The organism is Klebsiella sp. HN106 (genome assembly GCF_051209435.1).
GTDB classification, from domain to species: domain Bacteria; phylum Pseudomonadota; class Gammaproteobacteria; order Enterobacterales; family Enterobacteriaceae; genus Klebsiella; species Klebsiella oxytoca.
The window spans coordinates 155,877-176,936 of sequence record NZ_JBLURD010000010.1 but is presented as its reverse complement, the minus strand read 5'-3'; the positions used below and the strand labels follow the sequence as shown (position 1 = coordinate 176,936).

Genomic DNA, 21,060 nt, shown 5'->3' with positions numbered 1-21,060 from the left:
CCTTGTTAACGGCCTGCCGGGTTGCAATACCAGGCAGTCGCTACTGTTTTAAGGGAGAGCGGCATCATCGGCTAATCACATTAGCTCATGTTCTTCTCACGTCATCTCAATAAACAACACATAAAAAAAGGGCCGGAAAATCCGACCCTTAGCGTTGAAAAATGAGATCAATAATCAGGCGTAGCCGTAGCTCATCAGGCGTTGGTAGCGGCGGTTCAGCAGTTCTTCCTCGCCAAGCACGTCGAGGTCAGCCAGATCGGCCAACAGCTGTTCTTTCAGTGAGGCTGCCATCGCTTCCGGATTACGATGCGCGCCGCCCAGCGGTTCAGGAATGATGGAGTCAATGAGCTTCAGCTCTTTCAGACGCGGAGCAACAATTCCCATCGCTTCAGCGGCCAACGGCGCTTTGTCAGCGCTTTTCCATAGAATGGACGCACAGCCTTCCGGGGAGATAACGGAATAGGTGCTGTACTGCAGCATATTCACTTTATCACCGACGCCAATCGCCAGCGCGCCGCCGGAGCCGCCTTCACCGATAACGGTGCAGATAACCGGCACGCTCAGACGGGACATTTCACGCAGGTTGCGAGCAATCGCTTCAGACTGGCCGCGTTCTTCCGCCCCGACGCCTGGATAAGCACCAGGGGTGTCGATGAAGGTGATGATCGGCATTTTAAAGCGCTCTGCCATTTCCATCAGACGCAGCGCTTTACGATAGCCTTCCGGCGCCGGCATACCGAAGTTGCGGCGAATTTTCTCTTTGGTTTCACGCCCTTTCTGGTGGCCGATAATCATCACCGGACGCCCGTCCAGACGCGCAATCCCGCCAACGATAGCTTTATCATCGGCGTAGGCGCGATCGCCGGCCAGTTCGTCGAATTCGTCGAAAGCCAGGCGGACATAATCCAGGGTGTATGGGCGACGTGGATGGCGGGCCAGCTGGGCAACCTGCCATGCACCAAGATCGGCGAAGATCTTGCGCGTCAGCTCTACGCTCTTTTCACGCAGGCGATGCACTTCTTCATCGATATTAATATCCAGTTTCTCATCCTGACGGCTAACCGCAGTCAGAGAATCGATTTTCGCTTCCAGCTCTGCAATCGGCTGTTCAAAATCAAGGAAATTCAGACTCATAGTATTCCTGTATTAGTCAAACTCCAGTTCCACCTGCTCCGAGCCGATAAGGCCACGCAGATCGTTAAGTAAACGATCGCTCGGAGAGACGCGCCATGTTGCGCCAAAACGCAACCGCGCGCGTGCATCCGCCCTCTGATAATAGAGGTGTACTGGAATAGTTCCCGAACGGTGGGGTTCCAGAGACTGACGGAGTCGGTTTAAAAGCTGGTCATCAATTTGCCTGTCCGTCAGCGAGATAGCAAGCCCGCGAGCATATTTTTCCCGGGCTTCGTCAATGTCCATGACTTCACGAGCGGTCATTTTAAGCCCCCCGCTGAAGTCATCAAAGCTGACCTGTCCGCTGACGATAAGTATGCGGTCTTTTTCCAGCAGCTGCTGGTATTTATCCAGAGCGTCGGTGAATAGCATCACCTCCAGACGCCCGGAACGGTCATCCAGCGTACAGATGCCGATACGATTGCCGCGCTTGGTGACCATGACCCGCGCGGCAATAACGAGCCCCGCCGCCGTGGTCACTTTACCACGATCGGTCGGATGCATGTCTTTGAGTCGTACGCCGCCAACGTAGCGTTCGATCTCTTTCAAATACTGGTTAATCGGGTGCCCGGTCAGGTACAGCCCCAGGGTCTCCCTTTCGCCATCCAGCACCACCTGTTCCGGCCACGGCTGGCAGCTGGCGTAGGACTGCTCGATTTGCTCCGGCTCTTCCGCCAGCACGCCGAACATGTCCGCCTGACCGATAGCTTCGGCTTTCGCGTGCTGATCGGCAGCCTTCAGCGCGTCGCCCAGCGAATTCATTAACGCCGCGCGATGCGGCCCGAGGCGGTCAAAGGCCCCGGACATGATCAGTTTTTCCAGCACCCGACGGTTGAGTTTTTTAATATCTGTACGCGCGCAGAGATCGAACAGTTCGCGGAAATAGCCGCCCTGATTACGGGCTTCAATGATCGCCTCAATCGGACCTTCGCCGACGCCTTTAATCGCGCCGATACCATAAACGATTTCGCCATCGTCGTTAACGTGGAAATGGTACAGGCCGGAGTTAATATCCGGCGGCAGAATTTTCAGCCCCATCCGCCAGCACTCATCCACGAGGCCGACGACTTTTTCGGTGTTATCCATATCCGCGGTCATCACCGCCGCCATAAATTCAGCCGGATAGTGCGCCTTCAGCCACAGCGTCTGATAGGACACTAAAGCATAAGCGGCAGAGTGCGATTTGTTAAAGCCATAACCGGCGAATTTCTCCACCAGGTCAAAGATCTTCATCGCCAGCTCGCCGTCAACGCCATTTTTCTTCGCGCCTTCTTCGAAGACAGAACGCTGCTTGGCCATCTCTTCCGGTTTTTTCTTACCCATCGCACGACGCAGCATATCCGCGCCGCCGAGGGTATAGCCGGAAAGCTCCTGGGCGATCTGCATGACCTGTTCCTGGTACAGGATAATGCCATAGGTTGGCTCCAGTACCGGTTTCAGACATTCATGCTGCCACTGTACGTCCGGATACGATATCTCTTCACGGCCGTGTTTACGGTCGATAAAGTTATCCACCATCCCCGACTGCAGCGGCCCCGGACGGAACAGGGCCACCAGGGCGATCATATCTTCGAAGCAGTCGGGCTGCAGACGCTTAATCAGATCCTTCATGCCGCGCGATTCAAGCTGGAAGACGGCGGTGGTTTCCGAGCGCTGCAGCATATCGAAGCTTTTTTTATCGTCGAGCGGAATAGCGGCGATATCCAGTGGCCCCTCGCCGTTCTTCTCGCGGCGGGCGTTGATCATCTCCAGCGCCCAGTTAATGATGGTGAGCGTACGCAAACCGAGGAAGTCGAACTTTACCAGCCCGGCATATTCGACATCGTTTTTATCAAACTGGGTAACCGGATGCTGGCCCGCTTCATCGCAGTATAGCGGGGCAAAATCGGTAATTTTCGTCGGCGCGATCACCACCCCGCCTGCGTGTTTACCGGCGTTACGGGTGACCCCTTCGAGCTTACGCGCCATGTCGATCAGCGCTTTAACCTCTTCATCCGCCTCGTAAATTTCCGGCAGCTGCGGTTCGGCTTCAAACGCTTTCGCCAGCGTCATCCCCGGGTCTGGCGGCACCAGCTTGGAAATACGATCCACAAAACCGTACGGGTGACCAAGCACGCGGCCAACGTCGCGGATTACCGCCTTCGCCGCCATGGTACCAAAGGTAATAATCTGCGAAACCGCATCGCGACCGTACATGTCCGCAACGTGCTCAATCACCTGGTCGCGTTTCTCCATGCAGAAGTCAACGTCGAAGTCGGGCATGGAGACACGTTCCGGGTTAAGGAAACGTTCGAACAGCAGGTCGAATTCCAGCGGATCGAGGTCGGTAATTTTCAGCGCATAGGCCACCAGCGACCCGGCGCCGGAACCACGACCGGGTCCGACCGGCACGCCGTTATCCTTGGACCACTGGATAAACTCCATCACGATCAGGAAGTAACCCGGGAACCCCATCTGGTTAATCACCTGCAGCTCAATATCCAGACGCTCATCATATTCAGGACGGCGTTTTGCCCGCTCATCCGGGTCGGGGAACAGGAACGCCAGACGCTCTTCCAGACCCTCTTTGGATTTCTTAATCAGATAATCTTCGGTGGTCATATCCCCGGTCGGGAACTGCGGCAGGAAGTATTCACCAAGGCGCACGGTCACGTTACAGCGTTTGGCGATCTCAACGCTGTTTTCCAGCGCTTCGGGTATATCGGAAAAGAGCTCGCACATCTCTTCTTCGCTGCGCATATACTGCTGCGGCGAATAGTTGCGCGGACGCTTTGGATCGTCGAGGGTAAAGCCGTCGTGGATGGCCACGCGGATTTCATGAGCATCGAAGTCGCCCGGTTCAAGGAAACGAACGTCGTTGGTTGCCACCACCGGTAAGCCGCGAGTTTCCGCCAGCTTCACCGCCGCATGCAGATAAGACTCTTCATCCTGGCGGCCGGTGCGAATGAGCTCAAGGAAATAGCAATCAGGGAAATGCTGCGCATAAAAATCAACGCACTGATCCACCAGTGCCATATTGCCGCGCAGCAGACTACGGCCCACGTCGCCCATACGCCCGCCAGAGAGCAGAATTAAGCCTTCTTTTAATTCGATCAGCCAGTCGCGATCGATAATCGGGCCCGCTGCGCCATAGCCGCGCTGATAGGCTTTGGAGATCAGCAGCGTCAGGTTTTGATAGCCAGTATTATTCGCAGCCAATACCGTAAGCTGGCTCAGTTCATCGCCGAGCAGATCGCTCTGGACGTGGAAATCGGCCCCGACTATGGGTTTAATTCCGGCGCCGTGTCCCGTTCCGTAGAACTTCACCAGCCCGCAGAGGTTGGTAAAATCAGTGATCGCCAGCGCAGGCATGCCGAGCGCGGCCGCCTTTTTTACTAACGGTCCGGTTTTCGCCAGACCATCGATCATGGAATAGTCGCTGTGCACCCGCAGGTGTACGAAACGTGGTTCAGCCATCTTCAGATTCCGCGTTACTTTAGTGCTTGCGTGTCAGTTCAGGACGCCAGGCCCAGCGCGCGTTTCACCGGGCCAAAACTGCGCCGGTATTGCTCGATAACGCCATGTTCCAGCAGCTTTTGCAGATGAAAAGCGGTGGGATAACCTTTATGTTGTGCAAAGCCGTACTGTGGAAATTGCCGATCCAGCGCGGCCATTTCCGCATCGCGCGTCACTTTCGCCAGAATCGACGCGGCGCTGATTTCCGCCACCCGGCTATCGCCTTTGACAACCGCCAGCGAAGGTACGGGCAGCGGCGGACAGCGGTTACCATCAATAAGAACAAATTCCGGGGAGACGCGCAAACCCGCGACGGCGCGCTGCATGGCCAGCATGGTCGCGTGTAAAATATTCAGTTCATCGATTTCATGCGGCTCCGCCCGACCCAGGCTCCAGCACAGCGCTTTTTCTTTGATCTCGTCAAATAGCGCCAGGCGCCGTTTTTCGCTGAGCTTTTTCGAGTCATTAAGACCCACAATCGGTTTGGCCGGATCGAGTATCACCGCAGCCGTCACCACCGCGCCAACCAGCGGACCGCGTCCGACTTCATCGACTCCCGCAACCAGATGGGTATGCGGATACACGAATTCCATCATTTTGCTAACTCCAGAACTGCATCCGCCGCCTGCTCATCAGCGTTGCAGCGGATCTGCTGATGCAGCGCGCGGAAGGTTTCATGCATATCGTGGCTGGTTTTACCGTCGGCCAGCAGCGGCTTCAGCGCCTCCGCCAGCGCCTGCGGTCGGCATTCATCCTGCAGCAGCTCTTTAACCAGTTCACGCCCGGCCAGTAAGTTCGGTAACGACACGTAGTCGGTCTTCACCAGCCGTTTCGCCAGCCAGAAGGTAAAGGGCTTCATCCGATAACCAACTACCATCGGGCACTTAGCCAGCATACACTCCAGCGCAGCCGTGCCGGAGGCCAGCAGCGCAGCATCGCTGGCGATCATTGCATCGCGAGCCCGCCCATCCAGTAGGTGTACGGCCAGCTCCGGCGCCGTTTCCGCCTTGATACGCTCAAACTGTTCCCGCCGCTTCGCGTTGACCAGCGGAACGACCACTTCCAGATCGGGATAATATTCTCGCAGGATTTGCGCCGTTTTCAGGAAGTCGGCGCTGAGCATCTCGACTTCTGCCCCACGGCTACCCGGCAGCAGCGCCAGGCAGTGTACGTCACGCGCGATCCCCAGACGGTCGCGCGCCGCGTCTTTATCCGGGTCCAGCGGCATCGCATCCGCCATCGTGTGGCCGATAAACCGGCAGGGAACGTTAAATTTGTCATAAAACGCTTTTTCGAAAGGCAGGAATGCCAGAACCAGATCGGTGGATCTGCCAATTTTGAAAACGCGTTTTTGCCGCCATGCCCAAACCGATGGGCTGACGTAATGGATCGTTTTGATACCCTGCTTCTTCAGATTACCTTCGAGGGTGATATTGAAGTCAGGCGCATCAATACCGACGAACACGTCTGGTTTAAGCTCGGTAAAACGTCGGGTGAGATCGGCGCGAATGTGCAGCAGTCGACGCAGGCGTCCCAGCACTTCAACAATGCCCATCACCGCCAGCTCTTCCATCTCGTACCAGGCCTCGCAGCCTTCCGCCTGCATTAACGGCCCGGCAACGCCTACAAAACGAGCATCAGGCATACGGGCTTTGAGCGCGCGAATAAGACCGGCACCAAGAATATCGCCGGAGGTTTCTCCGGCGACCAGGGCAATCGTCAGGGGACGTGATTCAGCCATTAACGAATCAGGCCGCGCGTGGAGCGAGCAAAGAAGTCGGTAAATGTCTGCACTTCAGGATACTGTGTCGCCAGTTCGGCGATCTCGGCTTTCGCTTCATCCAGCGTTTTACCGCTGCGGTACAGTAGCTTATAGGCGTTACGAATCGCAGTGATCGCCTCACGGCTGAAGCCGCGACGTTTCAACCCTTCGATGTTAACGCCAAACGGCGTTGCGTGGTTGCCCTGAGCAATAACGAACGGCGGAACGTCTTGCGCTACGCCGGAGCAGCCGCCCACCATCACATGCGCGCCAATAATGCAGAACTGATGCACGGCAGTCATGCCGCCGATGATAACAAAATCATCCAGCGAAACATGACCTGCGAGGGTGGCGTTATTAGCCAGAATACAGCGGTCGCCAAGCGTACAATCATGCGCCACGTGGGCGTTGATCATCAGCAGGTTATCGCTGCCCACCTTCGTTAATCCACCGCCCTGTACTGTGCCACGATGAATGGTGACGCTTTCGCGGATGCGGTTGCGATCGCCAATTTCCACGCGGGTCGGTTCGCCAGCATATTTCAGATCCTGGTTAACTTCACCGATGGAAGCGAACTGATAGATCTCGTTGTCGCGGCCAATTTTGGTATGACCGTTGATGACAACGTGAGATTTCAGTACGGTGCCTTCGCCGATTTCGACGTTAGCGCCAACAATACAAAACGGGCCAATGTGGACGTTAGCGCCAATAACGGCGCCTTCTTCTACAATGGCGGTAGGATGAATAAAGGCGGTTTTATCAATCACGTATCAGGCCTCCCGGCTACGGGCACACATCATCGTTGCTTCGCAAACCACTTTCCCGTCCACCGTCGCAACGCCTTTGAAACGAGTCAGGCCGCGACGGGTTTTCTCAAAAGTGACTTCCATAATCATCTGATCGCCAGGCACGACCGGACGTTTGAAACGCGCTTCGTCAATCCCGGCAAAATAATACAGCTCGCCCGGTTCCAGTTTTCCAACGCTTTTGAATGCCAGAATGCCGGTAGCCTGGGCCATCGCTTCCAGAATCAGTACGCCCGGTAAAATCGGCTTACCAGGGAAGTGCCCCTGGAAAAACGGCTCATTTACAGAAACATTTTTTACTGCGCGTAGAAAACGACCTTCTTCAAAATCCAGCACGCGATCGACCAGCAGGAACGGGTAACGGTGAGGCAGCAGTTCCAGAATCTCTTCAATGTGCAGAGTATGAGTGTCAGTAGTCAAAATACTCTTCCTGTCTAAATATACTAAAAGGCAATAATAACACGGCCTGCGGCAATCTCATGAATGCAACAGGCCGAAAATTTAAATGTGGCTGGAGAAGCACTAATCTTGTTGATTAACCTTGCGCTCAATGGCTTTGAGACGCTTGCTCATATCATCAATATTCAGTACCAGCGCAGCGGTCTTGCGCCAGACCTTATTCGGCTGCAGCGGGATACCTGAAGAATAAACGCCTGGCTCGGTGATCGGTCGCATAACCATCCCCATACCCGTGACGGTGACTTTATCGCAGATTTCCATGTGGCCGTTGATCACGCTGGCTCCGCCGATCATGCAGTAGCGGCCAATCTTGAGGCTGCCCGCCATAATCACGCCACCAGCAACTGCGGTGTTGTCGCCAATTACCACGTTGTGCGCAATCTGACACTGGTTATCAATAATCACGCCGTTACCAATGACGGTGTCGTCCAGCGCACCGCGATCGATGGTCGTACAAGCGCCTATCTCCACGCGATCGCCGATAATGACGCGACCCAGCTGCGGGATCTTAACCCAGTTGCCGCGATCGTTCGCGTAGCCGAAGCCATCTGCGCCAATCACCGTGCTGGACTGAATCAGGCAATTCTCGCCGATCTCAATGTCGTGGTAAACGGTGACGTTGGCCCATAAACGCGAGCCGGCACCTATTTTCGTATTTTTCCCAACGAAGCAACCGGCGCCGATAACCACGTTATCACCGAGGATAACACCCGACTCAATAACGGCATTCGGGCCAATCGCTACGTGAGTACCCAGCTTCGCCGTGGCATCGATGACCGCGCTCGGCGCGATATCCTGCGCCGGCTGCGGCGTGGTATCAAGAATTTGAGCCATGCGCGCGTAGGTCAGGTAGGGATTACGCACTACCAGCGCGGCGCTGTGGGCAAAAGGCAAATCATCCTGCGTCATCACGACGGCAGATGCCTGGCAAGCGGCCAGGTGTTCACGGTACTTAGGATTTACCATGAAAGTAATATGGCCCGCTTTCGCGGACTGCATGGACGCAACGCCGGTGATGACGATATCGCCATCACCGTGTAATTCTGCATCCAACTGCTGGGCTAAATCAGCCAGTCGAATTGAAGGCATTACTTATTTAACCTGTTTCAGCACATCAGCGGTGATGTCTTTTACATCGCTGCTGTTGTATGCAACGGCATTAGAGTCAACAACCAGATCGATGCTCTGATCTTTAGCGACGCTCTGCACAGCGCTCTGGATACGAGTCACCAGCTTGCCGCGCTCTTCGTTAGAACGACGTGCACGATCCTGTTCAAAAGACTGCGCTTTCTGGGAGAAGGTCTGGCGCTGAGCCATCACGTCTTTTTCCAGTTTGGTACGGTCAGAGCCCGCTTTCATGGACTGCAGACGCTGCATTTTAGACTGCAGGTCGCCTTCCATACGCTGCAGCTCGCTCGCGCGGCCTTTAAACTCGTTTTCCAGCGTGTTCGAAACGCCTGTTTTCTGGGCAACCTGCTGGAACAGGCTGTTCATGTTAACCATTGCAATTTTATCTGCCGCCTGAGCGGAAGTTACCATTGCTAAACCCAGACCTGCAGCTAATAACCACTTTTTCACAATTAACTCCTTACCATCCCATGAGTACCCAGGGGTACCGTTATTTGCGTGGCCAGGCGATAACCTCAGTTATCGCCAATAGTCAGCGCTATACTGCAACTGCACTTACATTCCATTGTAGCCAACACAATTACCAGGTTTTACCGATGTTAAACTGGAACTGTTCAGCTTTGTCTCCATCGTACTTTTTAAACGGCTGAGCGTAGGAGAATACCAACGGTCCTAACGGCGACATCCACTGCACCGCGATACCCGCAGACATACGGATATTGCTCGGATCGCTATAGTCCGGGTAACCGCCATAAGCGCTTGAATCCCAATTCGTATCCCACACGGTACCCATATCCCAGAAGAAGGAAGTACGGACCGAGTTGGCATATTTATCGCTGATAAATGGCGTTGGGGTAATCAGCTCAAGGCTGGCCACCGCCATGGCGTTACCGCCCACCGCATCATCAGATTTACACGGTGCAGACTCGCTGCTCTTACATTCGTTATCGTAGCTGTCATCATCGTCATGACGGCTGCTGGCCGGGAAATACACTGCCTTCGGACCGATAGTGTTGGACTGGAAGCCACGCACGGTGCTTGAACCACCGGCATAGAAGTTCTCATAGAACGGCATCTCTTTGCCGCCCAGACCATCACCATAACCAAAGCGGGTTCGACCCAACATGACCCATTTATGATCGTCATCGATCGGGACATAAGTCGCGGTATCCAGCGTCGCTTTGTAGTATTCGTTATCCGAACCCGGAATCGTCACTTTACCGTTCAGGTTGACGCGTGAACCTTCGGTCGGGAAGAAGCCCCGGTCGAGCTTGTTATACGTCCAGCCGTAGTTGAAGGTGAAGTCGTCAGCACTGAACGAGTTTCTGTCGTTCGTGTTGTCCGGATACTGTCCCATCGAATTCAGGTAACGCCACATGGATACTTGAGGCTGCATATTGGACAGCTTGTTATGCACATAGCCAAGGCCCGCGCGCAGCGTGTTGTACTCGTTGACCGGGAAGCCCAGCGTAATATCTGTACCATAGCTCTTGTTGGTATAGTCAGACAGATCCGCATCGTTAGCATCGAAGTCGTTATAGAAGACACGACCGCCGAGGCTGACGCCATCCACGGTAAAGTACGGGTTCGTCACCGACAGTTCAGTATAGGTCTGGTAATCGTTTTTGGTGCCGTTAATTCCCACAGAATAGCCGGTACCGAGCCAGTTATCCTGCTGAACGCCGGCCTGGAAGCTTACGCCGCTTTCCGTACCGTAACCCACGCCGAAGTTAAAGCTACCGGTATTGCGTTCTTTAACTTTATAGACCACGTCAACCTGATCCGGGCTGCCCGGCACGCGCTGCGTATCGGTATCAACCGTTTCAAAGTAGCCCAGACGATTCAGACGATCTTTCCCCTGGTCGACCAGGTCGCTGCCCAGCCAGGCACCTTCCATCTGACGCATTTCGCGACGCAGAACGGCATCTTTCGAGGTATCGTTGCCTTCGAAGCGAATTTTACGCACGTAGTAGCGGTTACCCGCATCGACGTTTACGTGCAGCTTCACGGTCTTATCACTATCGTTGATTTCCGGCTGGGACTGAACGCGCGGATAGGCGTAGCCGTAGCGACCAAGGAGTTTCTTAATGTCATTCTCCATTTTGGTCACTTTGGTGCCGTTATACAGCTCGCCCGGCTCGACTTTAGTCAGCGCTTCAATTTCTGCCGAATGCCCTGCCAGGTCTCCCGTCACCTGCACGCCAGAAAGCTTGTACTGATCGCCTTCGGTAATGTTGATGGTGATGTAGATCCCTTTTTTATCCGGAGTCAGGCTAACCTGCGTGGAGTCAATGTTGAAACGAGCATAGCCGCGATCCAGATAGTAGCTGCGCAGCGTTTCGAGATCTCCCGCCAGCTTCTGTTTCTGATATTTGCGATCGCCGACCACGTTCCACCACGGCACTTCATCGCGCAGCTGGAAGGTAGAAATCAGTTCATCGGTGCTGAATGCATGATTGCCGACGATATTGATCTGCTGGATTTTCGCTGAGACGCCTTCCTGGAATACCAGTTTCAGGTCGACACGGTTACGCGGCAGCGGCGTCACGACAGCTTTAACGCTGGCGCTATACTTACCGACGCTATAGTAGAAATCCTCCAGCCCCTTTTCGATATCAGCAAGCGTGGTGCGATCGAGAGATTCCCCTACGCGTACGCCGGATGCCTCAAGGTTTTGCTTGAGCATGTCATCTTTAACCGACTTGTTGCCGGAGAAAGTGATGCTGGCAATCGTTGGACGCTCTTTCACCTGCACCAGCAGGGTATCACCATCGCGCAGAACGCGAACGTCCTCAAAGTTGCCGGTGGCAAACAGGGCGCGGATGGTATTACTGATATCATCATCGGTTACGGTATCGCCAGGACGCACTGGCATACTGAGGAGGGCCGCACCAACAGCGACACGCTGAAGGCCTTCGAAATGAATGTCCTTCACCACGAACCCGTCAGCACCGTATACGGTTGCGCTGCTAAACAGCAGCGACGCTATGAGCAACTTTTTCATCGCCATCGTTATTATGCGTTCTTCCTAACAAACTCTCTTACAACCGAGAGAAATCATTGAAAAGTGCAAGCCCCATTAACAGCACCAGCAATATTGAGCCAATGCGATAACTAAAGTCTTGAACTCGCTCGGATACCGGTCCGCCTTTCAGCTTTTCAATCGCCAAAAACAGCAGATGTCCCCCGTCAAGAACGGGAAGCGGGAACAGGTTGATTATTCCGAGGTTCACGCTGATGAGCGCAAGAAACATCAGATAATAAATCAGCCCAAACTCCGCTGACATCCCAGCCCCCTGGGCGATAGAAATCGGCCCGCTGAGGTTGTTCAGTTTGACATCACCGGTTATCAATTTGCCCAGCATCTTGACCGTTAACGACATCAGCTGCCAGGTTTTATCCGTGGCTTCAGCGATGGCGGCAAACGGCCCGTACTGACGCACTGTCTTATATTCATCAGGCAGCGGGATGACCTTAGGTACGACCCCTGCAAACCCCTCAGCTTTACCTTTGGTAGACTTCGTATCCGGCGTCAAGGTTACCGACAGGGGGCTACCCTGCCGCTCGATGTCCAGAACTAACGCCTTACCCGGATTATCACGCACCAGATTAACAAACGTCATCCACTGCGTTAACGGTTGACCATCGACTTTAACGATCCTGTCGCCCGCTTGCAAACCCGCCTTCTGCGCCGCCGAGTTAGATTGTACTTCAGCCAGAACGGTATCAATCTGCGCGCTGCGGGGCTGAATGCCTAACGAAGCAACCGGATCTTGTTTATCCGGCTCAAACGCCCAACGCTGCAGATCGAGGATTTTATCCTGGCGTTGATTGGTCCCGAAAGGGGCGACGGTAACTATTGTTTGCCGATCGCCAATCTTTGCCACCAGCGCCATACGTACTGCATCCCAATCAGGCGTTTCGATGCCATCTATCGCTTTAAGTTCCATTCCTTTTGCAATTTGTGCTTGCGCGGCAATAGAGTCAGGAGCGATATCGGCAACGACCGGTCGCACGCCGGGGACACCGATGATAAAGACCAGCCACCAGGCAAAAATGGCAAAAAGGAAGTTGGCAATCGGCCCTGCGGCAATTACCGCGGCACGCTGACCCACGGTTTTGTTGTTGAACGCGCAGTGGCGCATCTCGGGCGCCACCGGCTCAACGCGCTCATCGAGCATTTTGACATAACCGCCCAATGGGATAAGGGCGATAATAAATTCCGTTCCCTGCTTATCAAAACGGCGCCACAGCGCTTTGCCAAAGCCAATAGAAAAACGCTCAACGCGGATACCGCAGCGGCGAGCTACCCAGAAATGGCCAAACTCATGGACGGTGATCAGCACGCCCAGCGCAATAATAAAAGCAGCCAAATTCCAGAGAACGCTCAGCATAAAACCTTCCGTCAAATCGTCCTGAAAACCAACAAGAGTAGACAAGCAAACACGGGTACCGCAGCCGTCAGGCTATCGATACGATCGAGGATACCGCCGTGTCCGGGAATCAGATTTCCGCTATCTTTGATGCCAGCTTCGCGTTTAAACATGCTTTCGGTCAGATCGCCCAGTACCGAGGCCAGGGCCGCCACAACCGAACACACCAGCAGGACCGTCGGCGTCACGTCCAGATGGGCCCACCAGCCGTAAGCCCAGGAGATAACCGCAGCCGTTAACAGCCCGCCGAAAAAACCCTGCCAGGTTTTACCCGGAGAAACCTTCGGCGCCAGCTTATGCTTACCGAACATTTTCCCGAACATATAGGCGCCGGAATCCGCGCCCCAGACCAGAATCATCACGTAAAGTAACCACAGCGCACCGCTGTAATGATCGTCGGCGTAATGCCACGCTCGCAGCGCCAGCATGCCCCAAAAAAACGGGACAATGGTCAGGATGCCGAATATCAGACGGAGCGTTTTTGAATTGCGCCAGAAGGCCGCAGAAGCGGGGTAAGTCAGAACCAGAAGCAGCGCGACTATCCACCAGCCGAATGATGCCCACAGCGCTCCCTCAACCAGCGGTTGATGAACGTCATAATGGTATTCCGGCATCAGGAATAGCATCAGCGCCAGCAGCAGACCGCAAAGCACCGACAGCCAGACTCGCTGCGTCGTTGAAGTGAAACCGCTAAATTGCCCCCACTCCCATGCGGCGAGCATACAGACCACCAGCGTGACTATGGCAAAGCCCGCAGGCGGCAATAGAAAAAGCGCCGCAATAACGACGGGGATTAAGACGAAAGCAGAAATCAGGCGATACTTCAGCAAAAGTGACCCCCATCAGGCATTGCTGCCACCCGGCTCAGTGCCGCCGAAACGACGCTCTCGATTAACAAAGGCATGGAGTGCACCTTCAAAGTCCTGTTCAGCGAAATCGGGCCAAAGAACATCCGTAAAGTAAAGTTCGGCATAGGCAATTTGCCAAATCAAAAAGTTACTAATGCGGTGCTCTCCCCCGGTCCTAATAACTAAATCTACGGGAGCCAGTTCATGCATGCACACCTGCTGGCTCAGCATCTCTTCCGTGATTTGTTCGGGCTGGAGTAACCCGTCTTGTACCTGTTTGGCCAGATGACGAACGCCCTGAACGATATCCCAGCGGCCGCCGTAATTGGCGGCAATGTTCAGAGTCAAACCGGTGTTGTTCTCAGTAAGCGCTTCCGCTTTGCGAATACGTTCCTGTAAACGCGCATTGAATCGCGTGGTCTCGCCGATGATACGCAGGCGCACATTGTGCCTGTGCAGACTTTTTACTTCGCTATCCAGTGCCCAGACAAACAGCTCCATCAGCGCGCTGACTTCCTGCGCCGGGCGATTCCAGTTTTCACTGCTGAACGCGTATAACGTCAACGCTTCAATACCATTATTAGCCGCGAATGAGACGGCGCGACGAACAGACTTCGCGCCGGCTTTATGGCCAAAGGCGCGGATTTTTCCTTGCCGTTTAGCCCAGCGACCGTTGCCGTCCATAATAATGGCGACATGACGACAGCCATGCGCAGGCAACATTTCGCTGACAGTTTGATTAGCAGACAACATAACGCGTTTTAAGTCCATAATAAGGATTAGCTAAGCTACTAAACACGGGCCACCGGTCAGCGCTGGATACGCATTTTTATCCGGTGCCGGAGCTACGGCCAATCGCAGAGAACAACCAAAAGCTTTACGCAAAAAAGCCGTGTCTTGCCACGGCCACCGTAATCTTTCACACCAAAATGCAACGATCGGATGGCGCAGACTATATCACCGAAGCCATGCGCCCACAAATATCACAACGAGTATCAGAATTTGCGCTGCGCCGCTAGCAGCCGACCTGCGCTTGCCCGGGCCATAGCGTCAATAGCCAGTACTTCATCAATACTTTGCGGTTCATTTAGCGTCTGTTGATCCAAGACCGACTGATTGATTGCCGCAATATCGGTAAAGCGAATATCACCGTTGAGGAATGCCGCGACCGAGACTTCGTTTGCCGCATTCAGCGCGGTTGTCGCCGCCTGCCCCACATCAAACGCGTCCATTGCCAGCTTCAGGCAGGGATAACGCGCATAGTCCGGCGCGGAGAAGCTCAGGTTGCTCAGTTGACAAAAATCCAACGGTTTTGCTCCTGAGTTGAGACGCTTTGGCCAGCCCATCGTATGGGCAATCGGCGTCCGCATATCCGGCTCGCCGAGCTGCGCCAGCACGCTCCCATCCTGATAGCGCACCATCGAATGAATCACCGATTGCGGATGAATCAGAACTTCCATCTGCTGCGCAGATGCATTAAACAACCAGCGGGCTTCGATATACTCCAGCCCCTTGTTCATCATGGTGGCGGAGTCGACAGAAATCTTGCGCCCCATGGACCAGTTTGGATGCTTACATGCCCGATCGGGGGTCATCGCCGCCAGTTCCGAAATCGCCGTTTCGCGGAAAGGACCACCGGAGCCCGTTAGCAGAATCGACGACACGCCGTTTTGGGTTAAATCAGCGTACCCCAGATCCTGTTGAACTGTTTCCGGCATACTCTGAAAAATCGCATTGTGCTCGCTATCTACCGGTAACAAACGCGCTCCGTATCTCTGCACGGCCTCCATAAACAGACGGCCGCAGGTCACCAGCGACTCTTTGTTCGCCAGCAACACCGTTTTACTCGCGCGAATAGCTGAAAGCGTCGGTACCAGGCCCGCTGCGCCGACAATCGCCGCCATGACCTGGTCAACGTCGTCGAGCGCTGCCACTTCCGCGGCAGCCTGCTGGCCGCTCATGACCTCAGTCCGGCTACCCTGCTCGCGCAGTTTTGACCGCAGCAGTTCAGCGCTGCACGCATCATCCATTACCGCGTAACGAGGGGAGAATTCCAGACATTGTTCAACCATACGGTCGACATTTTTCCCGGCGACCAGCGCAGTGACAGAAAAACTATCTGGATTATGGCGCACCACGTCCAGCGTGCTGCAGCCGATAGAACCGGTCGAACCGAGAACGGTTAATTGCTTCATGAGGCGTCCAGAAAAGGTAGACAGGATTAAAAGCAAAACGCCGCCAGCAAACCCTTGTGCATCAATGATCGGATGGCAGAGCGGAGGCGCAGCGCCTTTGACATGGTGCCAAAGGCTACAAGGCCAGCCGTCTGAACGCAATCCCGAAAATTGAGCGTACGGTCTCCTGTACGGCGTTTCAGATTTTACGCAGGTCGATAGTCAGACCCGCGTGTCGGCAGAGAATCAGAACTGCATCAGTTCCGCTTCTTTATCCGCCAGCGCCGCATCGACTTTTTTGATAGCAGCATCAGTCATTTTCTGCACATCTTCCTGAGAACGGCGATCGTCATCTTCGCTGATCTCTTTCTCTTTCAGCAGTGCTTTTACTTTGTCGTTGGCATCGCGACGAACGTTACGTACGGCAACGCGCGCCTGTTCAGCTTCACCACGCACGATTTTGGTCAGATCTTTACGACGTTCTTCGGTCAGCGGCGGCAGCGGAACGCGGATATCGCTTCCCGCGGAGCTTGGGTTCAGACCGAGGTCGGAAGCCATAATCGCTTTTTCAACGGCCGGGCTCATGGAGCGATCGAAAACGTTGATCTTCAGCGTGCGGGAGTCTTCTACCGTTACGCTAGCCAGCTGGCGCAGCGGGGTCGGCGTGCCGTAGTATTCCACGATAATGCCATCCAGCAGGCTGGGAGAAGCACGACCCGTGCGTATTTTGCTGATTTGGGTTTTGAACGCTTCGACGCATTTCTCCATGCGTACTTCAGCATCTTTTCTGATATCGCTAATCACGTTACGAATCCTTGAAAACTTGTCTCAGACAGACCAGACGGTCGCCCACTGCAAAAGTGAGCTAAGTATAGTCATGTTTATGCTCAGCGTCCTTCAGGCTGAGGAATCAGCCGCAGCATTCCGTCCACCGAGCATGTTGAAAACCATCGGGTCAAAAACCCGAAAAAGTAAGGCCGAATATTACCCGTATTTGGCGCCGACGGGAATTACTCCGTAATTAATGTGCCTTCTTTTTCGCCCATCACCACGCGACGCAGCGCGCCAGGCTTATTCATATTGAATACGCGAATCGGCAATTTGTGGTCGCGGGCCAGGGTAAAGGCAGCAAGATCCATCACTTTCAGCTCTTTATCCAGCACTTCGCTGTAGGTCAGCTGATCGTACATGGTTGCAGAAGGATCCTTGGCCGGATCGGCGGTAAAGACCCCGTCGACTTTGGTCGCTTTCAGCACCACATCGGCTTCAATTTCAATACCGCGCAGGCAGGCAGCGGAATCGGTAGTAAAGAATGGGTTACCGGTACCCGCGGAAAGAATCACTACGCGGTTGTTACGCAGCAGGCTAATTGCTTCTGCCCAGCTGTAGTTATCACACACGCCGTTCAGCGGAATCGCTGACATCAGGCGGGCGTTCACATAGGCGCGATGAAGTGCATCACGCATTGCAAGGCCGTTCATGACCGTTGCCAGCATGCCCATGTGGTCGCCCACAACGCGGTTCATACCTGCTTTCGCCAGACCAGCACCACGGAAAAGGTTACCGCCACCAATCACTACGCCAACCTGAATACCCAGCTCAACCAGTTCTTTAATTTCCTGAGCCATGCGGTCAAGTATGCTCGCATCAATACCGAAGCCTTCTGAGCCTTGCAGAGCTTCGCCACTTAACTTAAGCAGAATACGTTTGTAGACGGGTTTTGCATTGGTAGCCATGTTTCTTTCCTGAGACTGTCAACGAATGAGATGAGTTAATTCCGGCGACATTGTACGTCGCTTTTCAGCGTGCCCACTATAGCGGTTGGCTGAATTTACACATTAGGCGCAAAAAGAAGCCGCCCTCAGGCGGCTCCTTTTGAAAATTAAGACTGCTTGGACATCGCAGCAACTTCTGCTGCAAAGTCAGTCTCAACTTTCTCAATGCCTTCGCCCACTTCAAAGCGGATGAAGCCAGTCACGTCAGCGTTATGCTCTTTCAGCAGCTGAGCAACAGATTTGCTCGGATCCATAACGAACGGCTGACCGGTCAGAGAAACTTCGCCGGTGAATTTCTTCATGCGGCCTTCAACCATTTTCTCTGCGATTTCTTTCGGCTTGCCAGACTGCATGGCGATATCCAGCTGAACCTGGTACTCTTTTTCTACCACTTCAGCGGAAACGTCTTCCGGCTTAACGAATTCAGGCTTGCTTGCAGCGATGTGCATAGCCAGCTGTTTAACCAGCTCTTCGCTCGCGCCTTTAGCAGCAACCAGAACACCGATACGCGCGCCGTGCTGGTAAGAACCCAGTACTTCGCCTTCTAGGGAAGACACGCGACGGATGTTGATGTTCTCACCGATTTTAGCAACCAGCGCAACGCGTTCTTCTTCGAACTGTGCTTTCAGAACTTCAACGTCGGTGATTTTGCCAGCAACTGCAGCATCCAGAACTTTGTTAGCAAATGCCTGGAAGCCACCATCTTTAGCAACGAAGTCAGTCTGGCAGTTAACTTCCAGAATGATGCCGTAGGTGCCATCGATTTTGGTAATGATGACGCCGTCAGCTGCAACGTTGCCTGCTTTTTTCGCTGCTTTAATAGCACCGGATTTACGCATGTTTTCGATTGCCAGCTCGATGTCGCCGTTCGCTTCAGTCAGCGCTTTTTTGCAATCCATCATGCCTGCGCCAGTACGCTCGCGCAGCTCTTTTACCAGGGATGCGGTAATTTCAGCCATTCTTTAATCCTCGGGAGATGTGATCTGCCCGGTTCCAGGAACCAGACAGATTTGAAAGTGAAAAAGGGGCCGCTAAGAGGCCCCTATTTATACACGGTACTAAATAAGGGTATGCCTTATTATTCAGCTTCTACGAAGCTTTCTTCCGCCTGAGAAGCCAGATCCTGAGAACGGCCTTCACGAACGGTAGCAGCAACAGCGCTCAGGTACAGGCTAACTGCACGGATTGCGTCGTCGTTACCCGGGATAACGAAGTCAACGCCGTCCGGATCGGAGTTAGTATCAACGATAGCAAATACCGGAATACCCAGGTTGTTTGCTTCTTTGATTGCGATGTGCTCGTGGTCAGCGTCGATAACGAACAGCGCGTCCGGCAGGCCGCCCATGTCTTTGATACCGCCCAGGCTGTTTTCCAGCTTGTCCAGCTCACGAGTGCGCATCAGCGCTTCTTTCTTGGTCAGCTTGTCGAAAGTACCGTCCTGGGACTGAGTTTCCAGGTCTTTCAGACGTTTGATAGACTGACGAACGGTTTTCCAGTTAGTCAGCATACCGCCCAGCCAGCGATGGTTCACGAAGAACTGGTCGCAGCTGTTAGCAGCGTCTTTTACCGCTTCGCTTGCAGCGCGCTTAGTACCAACGAAAAGGATTTTACCTTTGCGAGAAGAGATCTTGTTCAGTTCAGCCAGCGCTTCGTTGAACATCGGTACAGTTTTCTCAAGGTTGATGATGTGAACTTTGTTACGCGCGCCGAAGATGAAAGGCTTCATTTTCGGGTTCCAGTAACGGGTCTGGTGACCAAAGTGAACACCAGCCTTGAGCATGTCGCGCATGGAAACAGTTGCCATGTTTAAAACCTCTATAGATAAAAGTTGGGGTTATGCCTCCACGTATCCCATATTACCGACCCCAAAGGGCACCCCGGAATATGTGCCGATACGTGTGTGTTGTTACACAAAGTGAGATTTGTCGCTTCAGTCCATCTTGTGTATCTGAGAATGGAACAGAAGTCCGGCGCGCTTTATATCACAAAACAGGACCGGACACCAACTGTTGTTGACGTCGCGTGCTGTTAATGATTCTCAATTTGGCAGCAGGACGCCCGGACTGTTAACATTGCTCAGACATAATCTATTATTGTCGAAAAAATCGACACTGCTGGACACAATCCATGGCTATTTCTATTAAGACATCTGAAGACATCGAAAAAATGCGCGTTGCCGGCCGCCTGGCCGCTGAAGTGCTGGAAATGATCGAGCCCTACGTGAAACCGGGCGTCAGCACCGGCGAACTGGACCGCATCTGCAACGATTACATCGTTAACGAGCAAAAAGCCGTTTCTGCCTGCCTGGGCTATCACGGTTTTCCCAAATCCGTCTGCATCTCTATTAATGAAGTGGTGTGCCACGGGATCCCGGACGACGGCAAGCTGCTGAAAGATGGCGATATCGTCAACATTGACGTCACCGTCATTAAAGATGATTTCCACGGCGATACGTCAAAGATGTTTATCGTCGGCAAGCCGACTATTCTTGGCGAGCGCCTGTGCCGCATTACCCAGGAAAGCCTCTATCTGGCCCTCAAAATGGTCAAACCGGGAATCAATCTGCGCACCATCGGCGCAGCTATTCAGAAATACGTTGAAGCCGAAGGTTTCTCCGTGGTGCGCGAGTATTGCGGACACGGTATCGGCCGCGGTTTTCATGAAGAGCCGCAGGTGTTGCACTACGATTCTCCGGAAACCAACGTGGTGCTCAAGCCAGGCATGACCTTTACCATTGAGCCGATGGTCAACGCCGGCAAAAAAGAGATCCGCAGCATGAAAGACGGCTGGACGGTAAAAACCAAAGACCGGAGCTTGTCTGCGCAGTATGAGCATACTATTGTGGTGACAGACAACGGCTGTGAAATACTGACGTTACGCAAGGATGACACCATCCCGGCGATAATCTCGCACAACGATTGATGAAAAGCCGGCGCCAGCCGGCTTTTTTATGACGAGCACCCTGTGGGCCGCCGCAAGCGACGTTAAAAATCGCTCCCGGCGATTT

The 21,060-nt window shown here is 53.8% G+C and carries 18 protein-coding genes; 1 reads left to right on the top strand and 17 read right to left on the bottom strand.

From position 1 onward, the window contains the following. Positions 1-174: 174 nt before the first annotated feature. From accA to rpsB, 17 genes are all read right to left on the bottom strand, one after another. On the bottom strand, positions 175-1,134 hold the full coding sequence (gene accA / locus ACSIPU_RS21295) for an acetyl-CoA carboxylase carboxyl transferase subunit alpha (RefSeq protein WP_004107912.1): 960 nt from the start codon (positions 1,132-1,134) through the stop codon (positions 175-177). Positions 1,135-1,146: 12 nt separating this feature from the next. Then, complete coding sequence (dnaE, locus tag ACSIPU_RS21290) at positions 1,147-4,629, bottom strand: DNA polymerase III subunit alpha (RefSeq protein ID WP_016807405.1); 3,483 nt, start codon at positions 4,627-4,629, stop codon at positions 1,147-1,149. A 38-nt stretch (positions 4,630-4,667) separates the two neighbouring features. After that, entirely contained in the window at positions 4,668-5,264 is a 597-nt protein-coding gene (gene rnhB, locus ACSIPU_RS21285; protein ID WP_023320356.1) for a ribonuclease HII, read from the bottom strand. Further along, a complete protein-coding gene (gene lpxB, locus ACSIPU_RS21280; RefSeq protein WP_004107922.1) occupies positions 5,261-6,409 on the bottom strand; it encodes a lipid-A-disaccharide synthase in 1,149 nt (382 codons plus the stop codon). The genes rnhB and lpxB overlap by 4 nt, the downstream gene beginning before the upstream one ends. Next, positions 6,409-7,197, bottom strand: a complete 789-nt coding sequence (lpxA, locus tag ACSIPU_RS21275; RefSeq protein ID WP_004110721.1) for an acyl-ACP--UDP-N-acetylglucosamine O-acyltransferase — start codon at positions 7,195-7,197, stop codon at positions 6,409-6,411. The genes lpxB and lpxA overlap by 1 nt, the downstream gene beginning before the upstream one ends. Positions 7,198-7,200: 3 nt before the next feature. Then, a complete protein-coding gene (fabZ, locus tag ACSIPU_RS21270; RefSeq protein ID WP_004098761.1) occupies positions 7,201-7,656 on the bottom strand; it encodes a 3-hydroxyacyl-ACP dehydratase FabZ in 456 nt (151 codons plus the stop codon). A gap of 102 nt (positions 7,657-7,758) precedes the next feature. Further along, positions 7,759-8,784: a UDP-3-O-(3-hydroxymyristoyl)glucosamine N-acyltransferase gene (lpxD, locus tag ACSIPU_RS21265; protein WP_004107927.1), complete on the bottom strand. Its 1,026-nt coding sequence runs from the start codon at positions 8,782-8,784 to the stop codon at positions 7,759-7,761. 3 nt (positions 8,785-8,787) lie between these two features. Continuing rightward, positions 8,788-9,273, bottom strand: coding sequence for a molecular chaperone Skp (skp, locus tag ACSIPU_RS21260; protein WP_004098757.1), 486 nt, complete (start codon positions 9,271-9,273; stop codon positions 8,788-8,790). Positions 9,274-9,403: 130 nt separating this feature from the next. Further along, on the bottom strand, positions 9,404-11,833 hold the full coding sequence (gene bamA / locus ACSIPU_RS21255; RefSeq protein WP_032728922.1) for an outer membrane protein assembly factor BamA: 2,430 nt from the start codon (positions 11,831-11,833) through the stop codon (positions 9,404-9,406). A gap of 31 nt (positions 11,834-11,864) precedes the next feature. After that, positions 11,865-13,217, bottom strand: coding sequence for a sigma E protease regulator RseP (gene rseP / locus ACSIPU_RS21250; protein ID WP_004107932.1), 1,353 nt, complete (start codon positions 13,215-13,217; stop codon positions 11,865-11,867). An 11-nt stretch (positions 13,218-13,228) separates the two neighbouring features. Beyond that, on the bottom strand, positions 13,229-14,086 hold the full coding sequence (cdsA, locus tag ACSIPU_RS21245; protein ID WP_004107933.1) for a phosphatidate cytidylyltransferase: 858 nt from the start codon (positions 14,084-14,086) through the stop codon (positions 13,229-13,231). Positions 14,087-14,098: 12 nt separating this feature from the next. After that, the gene (gene ispU, locus ACSIPU_RS21240; RefSeq protein ID WP_004107935.1) at positions 14,099-14,857 is read right to left on the bottom strand and encodes a (2E,6E)-farnesyl-diphosphate-specific ditrans,polycis-undecaprenyl-diphosphate synthase; all 759 of its coding nucleotides are present in this window, start codon (positions 14,855-14,857) and stop codon (positions 14,099-14,101) included. Between the two features lie 242 nt (positions 14,858-15,099). Then, positions 15,100-16,299, bottom strand: a complete 1,200-nt coding sequence (ispC, locus tag ACSIPU_RS21235) for a 1-deoxy-D-xylulose-5-phosphate reductoisomerase (RefSeq protein WP_196558110.1) — start codon at positions 16,297-16,299, stop codon at positions 15,100-15,102. A gap of 225 nt (positions 16,300-16,524) precedes the next feature. Then, positions 16,525-17,082 (bottom strand): ribosome recycling factor, encoded by a 558-nt coding sequence (frr, locus tag ACSIPU_RS21230; RefSeq protein WP_004107940.1) that lies wholly within the window; start codon positions 17,080-17,082, stop codon positions 16,525-16,527. Positions 17,083-17,288: 206 nt separating this feature from the next. Further along, the gene (gene pyrH, locus ACSIPU_RS21225; protein ID WP_004098747.1) at positions 17,289-18,014 is read right to left on the bottom strand and encodes a UMP kinase; all 726 of its coding nucleotides are present in this window, start codon (positions 18,012-18,014) and stop codon (positions 17,289-17,291) included. A 146-nt stretch (positions 18,015-18,160) separates the two neighbouring features. Next, positions 18,161-19,012 (bottom strand): translation elongation factor Ts, encoded by an 852-nt coding sequence (tsf, locus tag ACSIPU_RS21220; protein ID WP_004098746.1) that lies wholly within the window; start codon positions 19,010-19,012, stop codon positions 18,161-18,163. 119 nt (positions 19,013-19,131) lie between these two features. Further along, positions 19,132-19,857 (bottom strand): 30S ribosomal protein S2, encoded by a 726-nt coding sequence (rpsB, locus tag ACSIPU_RS21215; protein WP_003856207.1) that lies wholly within the window; start codon positions 19,855-19,857, stop codon positions 19,132-19,134. Between the two features lie 323 nt (positions 19,858-20,180). On the opposite strand from rpsB, the gene map reads away from it, so the two are divergent. Continuing rightward, complete coding sequence (gene map / locus ACSIPU_RS21210; protein WP_004107944.1) at positions 20,181-20,975, top strand: type I methionyl aminopeptidase; 795 nt, start codon at positions 20,181-20,183, stop codon at positions 20,973-20,975. The last annotated feature ends 85 nt before the right edge of the window (positions 20,976-21,060 follow it).

Bases quoted from the DNA above. Each gene is read 5' to 3' on its own strand.
- accA (WP_004107912.1), bottom strand. From the start codon at position 1,134: ATGAGTCTGAATTTCCTTGATTTTGAACAGCCGATTGCAGAGCTGGAA.
- dnaE (WP_016807405.1), bottom strand. From the start codon at position 4,629: ATGGCTGAACCACGTTTCGTACACCTGCGGGTGCACAGCGACTATTCC.
- rnhB (WP_023320356.1), bottom strand. From the start codon at position 5,264: ATGATGGAATTCGTGTATCCGCATACCCATCTGGTTGCGGGAGTCGAT.
- lpxB (WP_004107922.1), bottom strand. From the start codon at position 6,409: ATGGCTGAATCACGTCCCCTGACGATTGCCCTGGTCGCCGGAGAAACC.
- lpxD (WP_004107927.1), bottom strand. From the start codon at position 8,784: ATGCCTTCAATTCGACTGGCTGATTTAGCCCAGCAGTTGGATGCAGAA.
- bamA (WP_032728922.1), bottom strand. From the start codon at position 11,833: ATGGCGATGAAAAAGTTGCTCATAGCGTCGCTGCTGTTTAGCAGCGCA.
- rseP (WP_004107932.1), bottom strand. From the start codon at position 13,217: ATGCTGAGCGTTCTCTGGAATTTGGCTGCTTTTATTATTGCGCTGGGC.
- ispU (WP_004107935.1), bottom strand. From the start codon at position 14,857: ATGTTGTCTGCTAATCAAACTGTCAGCGAAATGTTGCCTGCGCATGGC.
- ispC (WP_196558110.1), bottom strand. From the start codon at position 16,299: ATGAAGCAATTAACCGTTCTCGGTTCGACCGGTTCTATCGGCTGCAGC.
- pyrH (WP_004098747.1), bottom strand. From the start codon at position 18,014: ATGGCTACCAATGCAAAACCCGTCTACAAACGTATTCTGCTTAAGTTA.
- tsf (WP_004098746.1), bottom strand. From the start codon at position 19,012: ATGGCTGAAATTACCGCATCCCTGGTAAAAGAGCTGCGCGAGCGTACT.
- rpsB (WP_003856207.1), bottom strand. From the start codon at position 19,857: ATGGCAACTGTTTCCATGCGCGACATGCTCAAGGCTGGTGTTCACTTT.
- map (WP_004107944.1), top strand. From the start codon at position 20,181: ATGGCTATTTCTATTAAGACATCTGAAGACATCGAAAAAATGCGCGTT.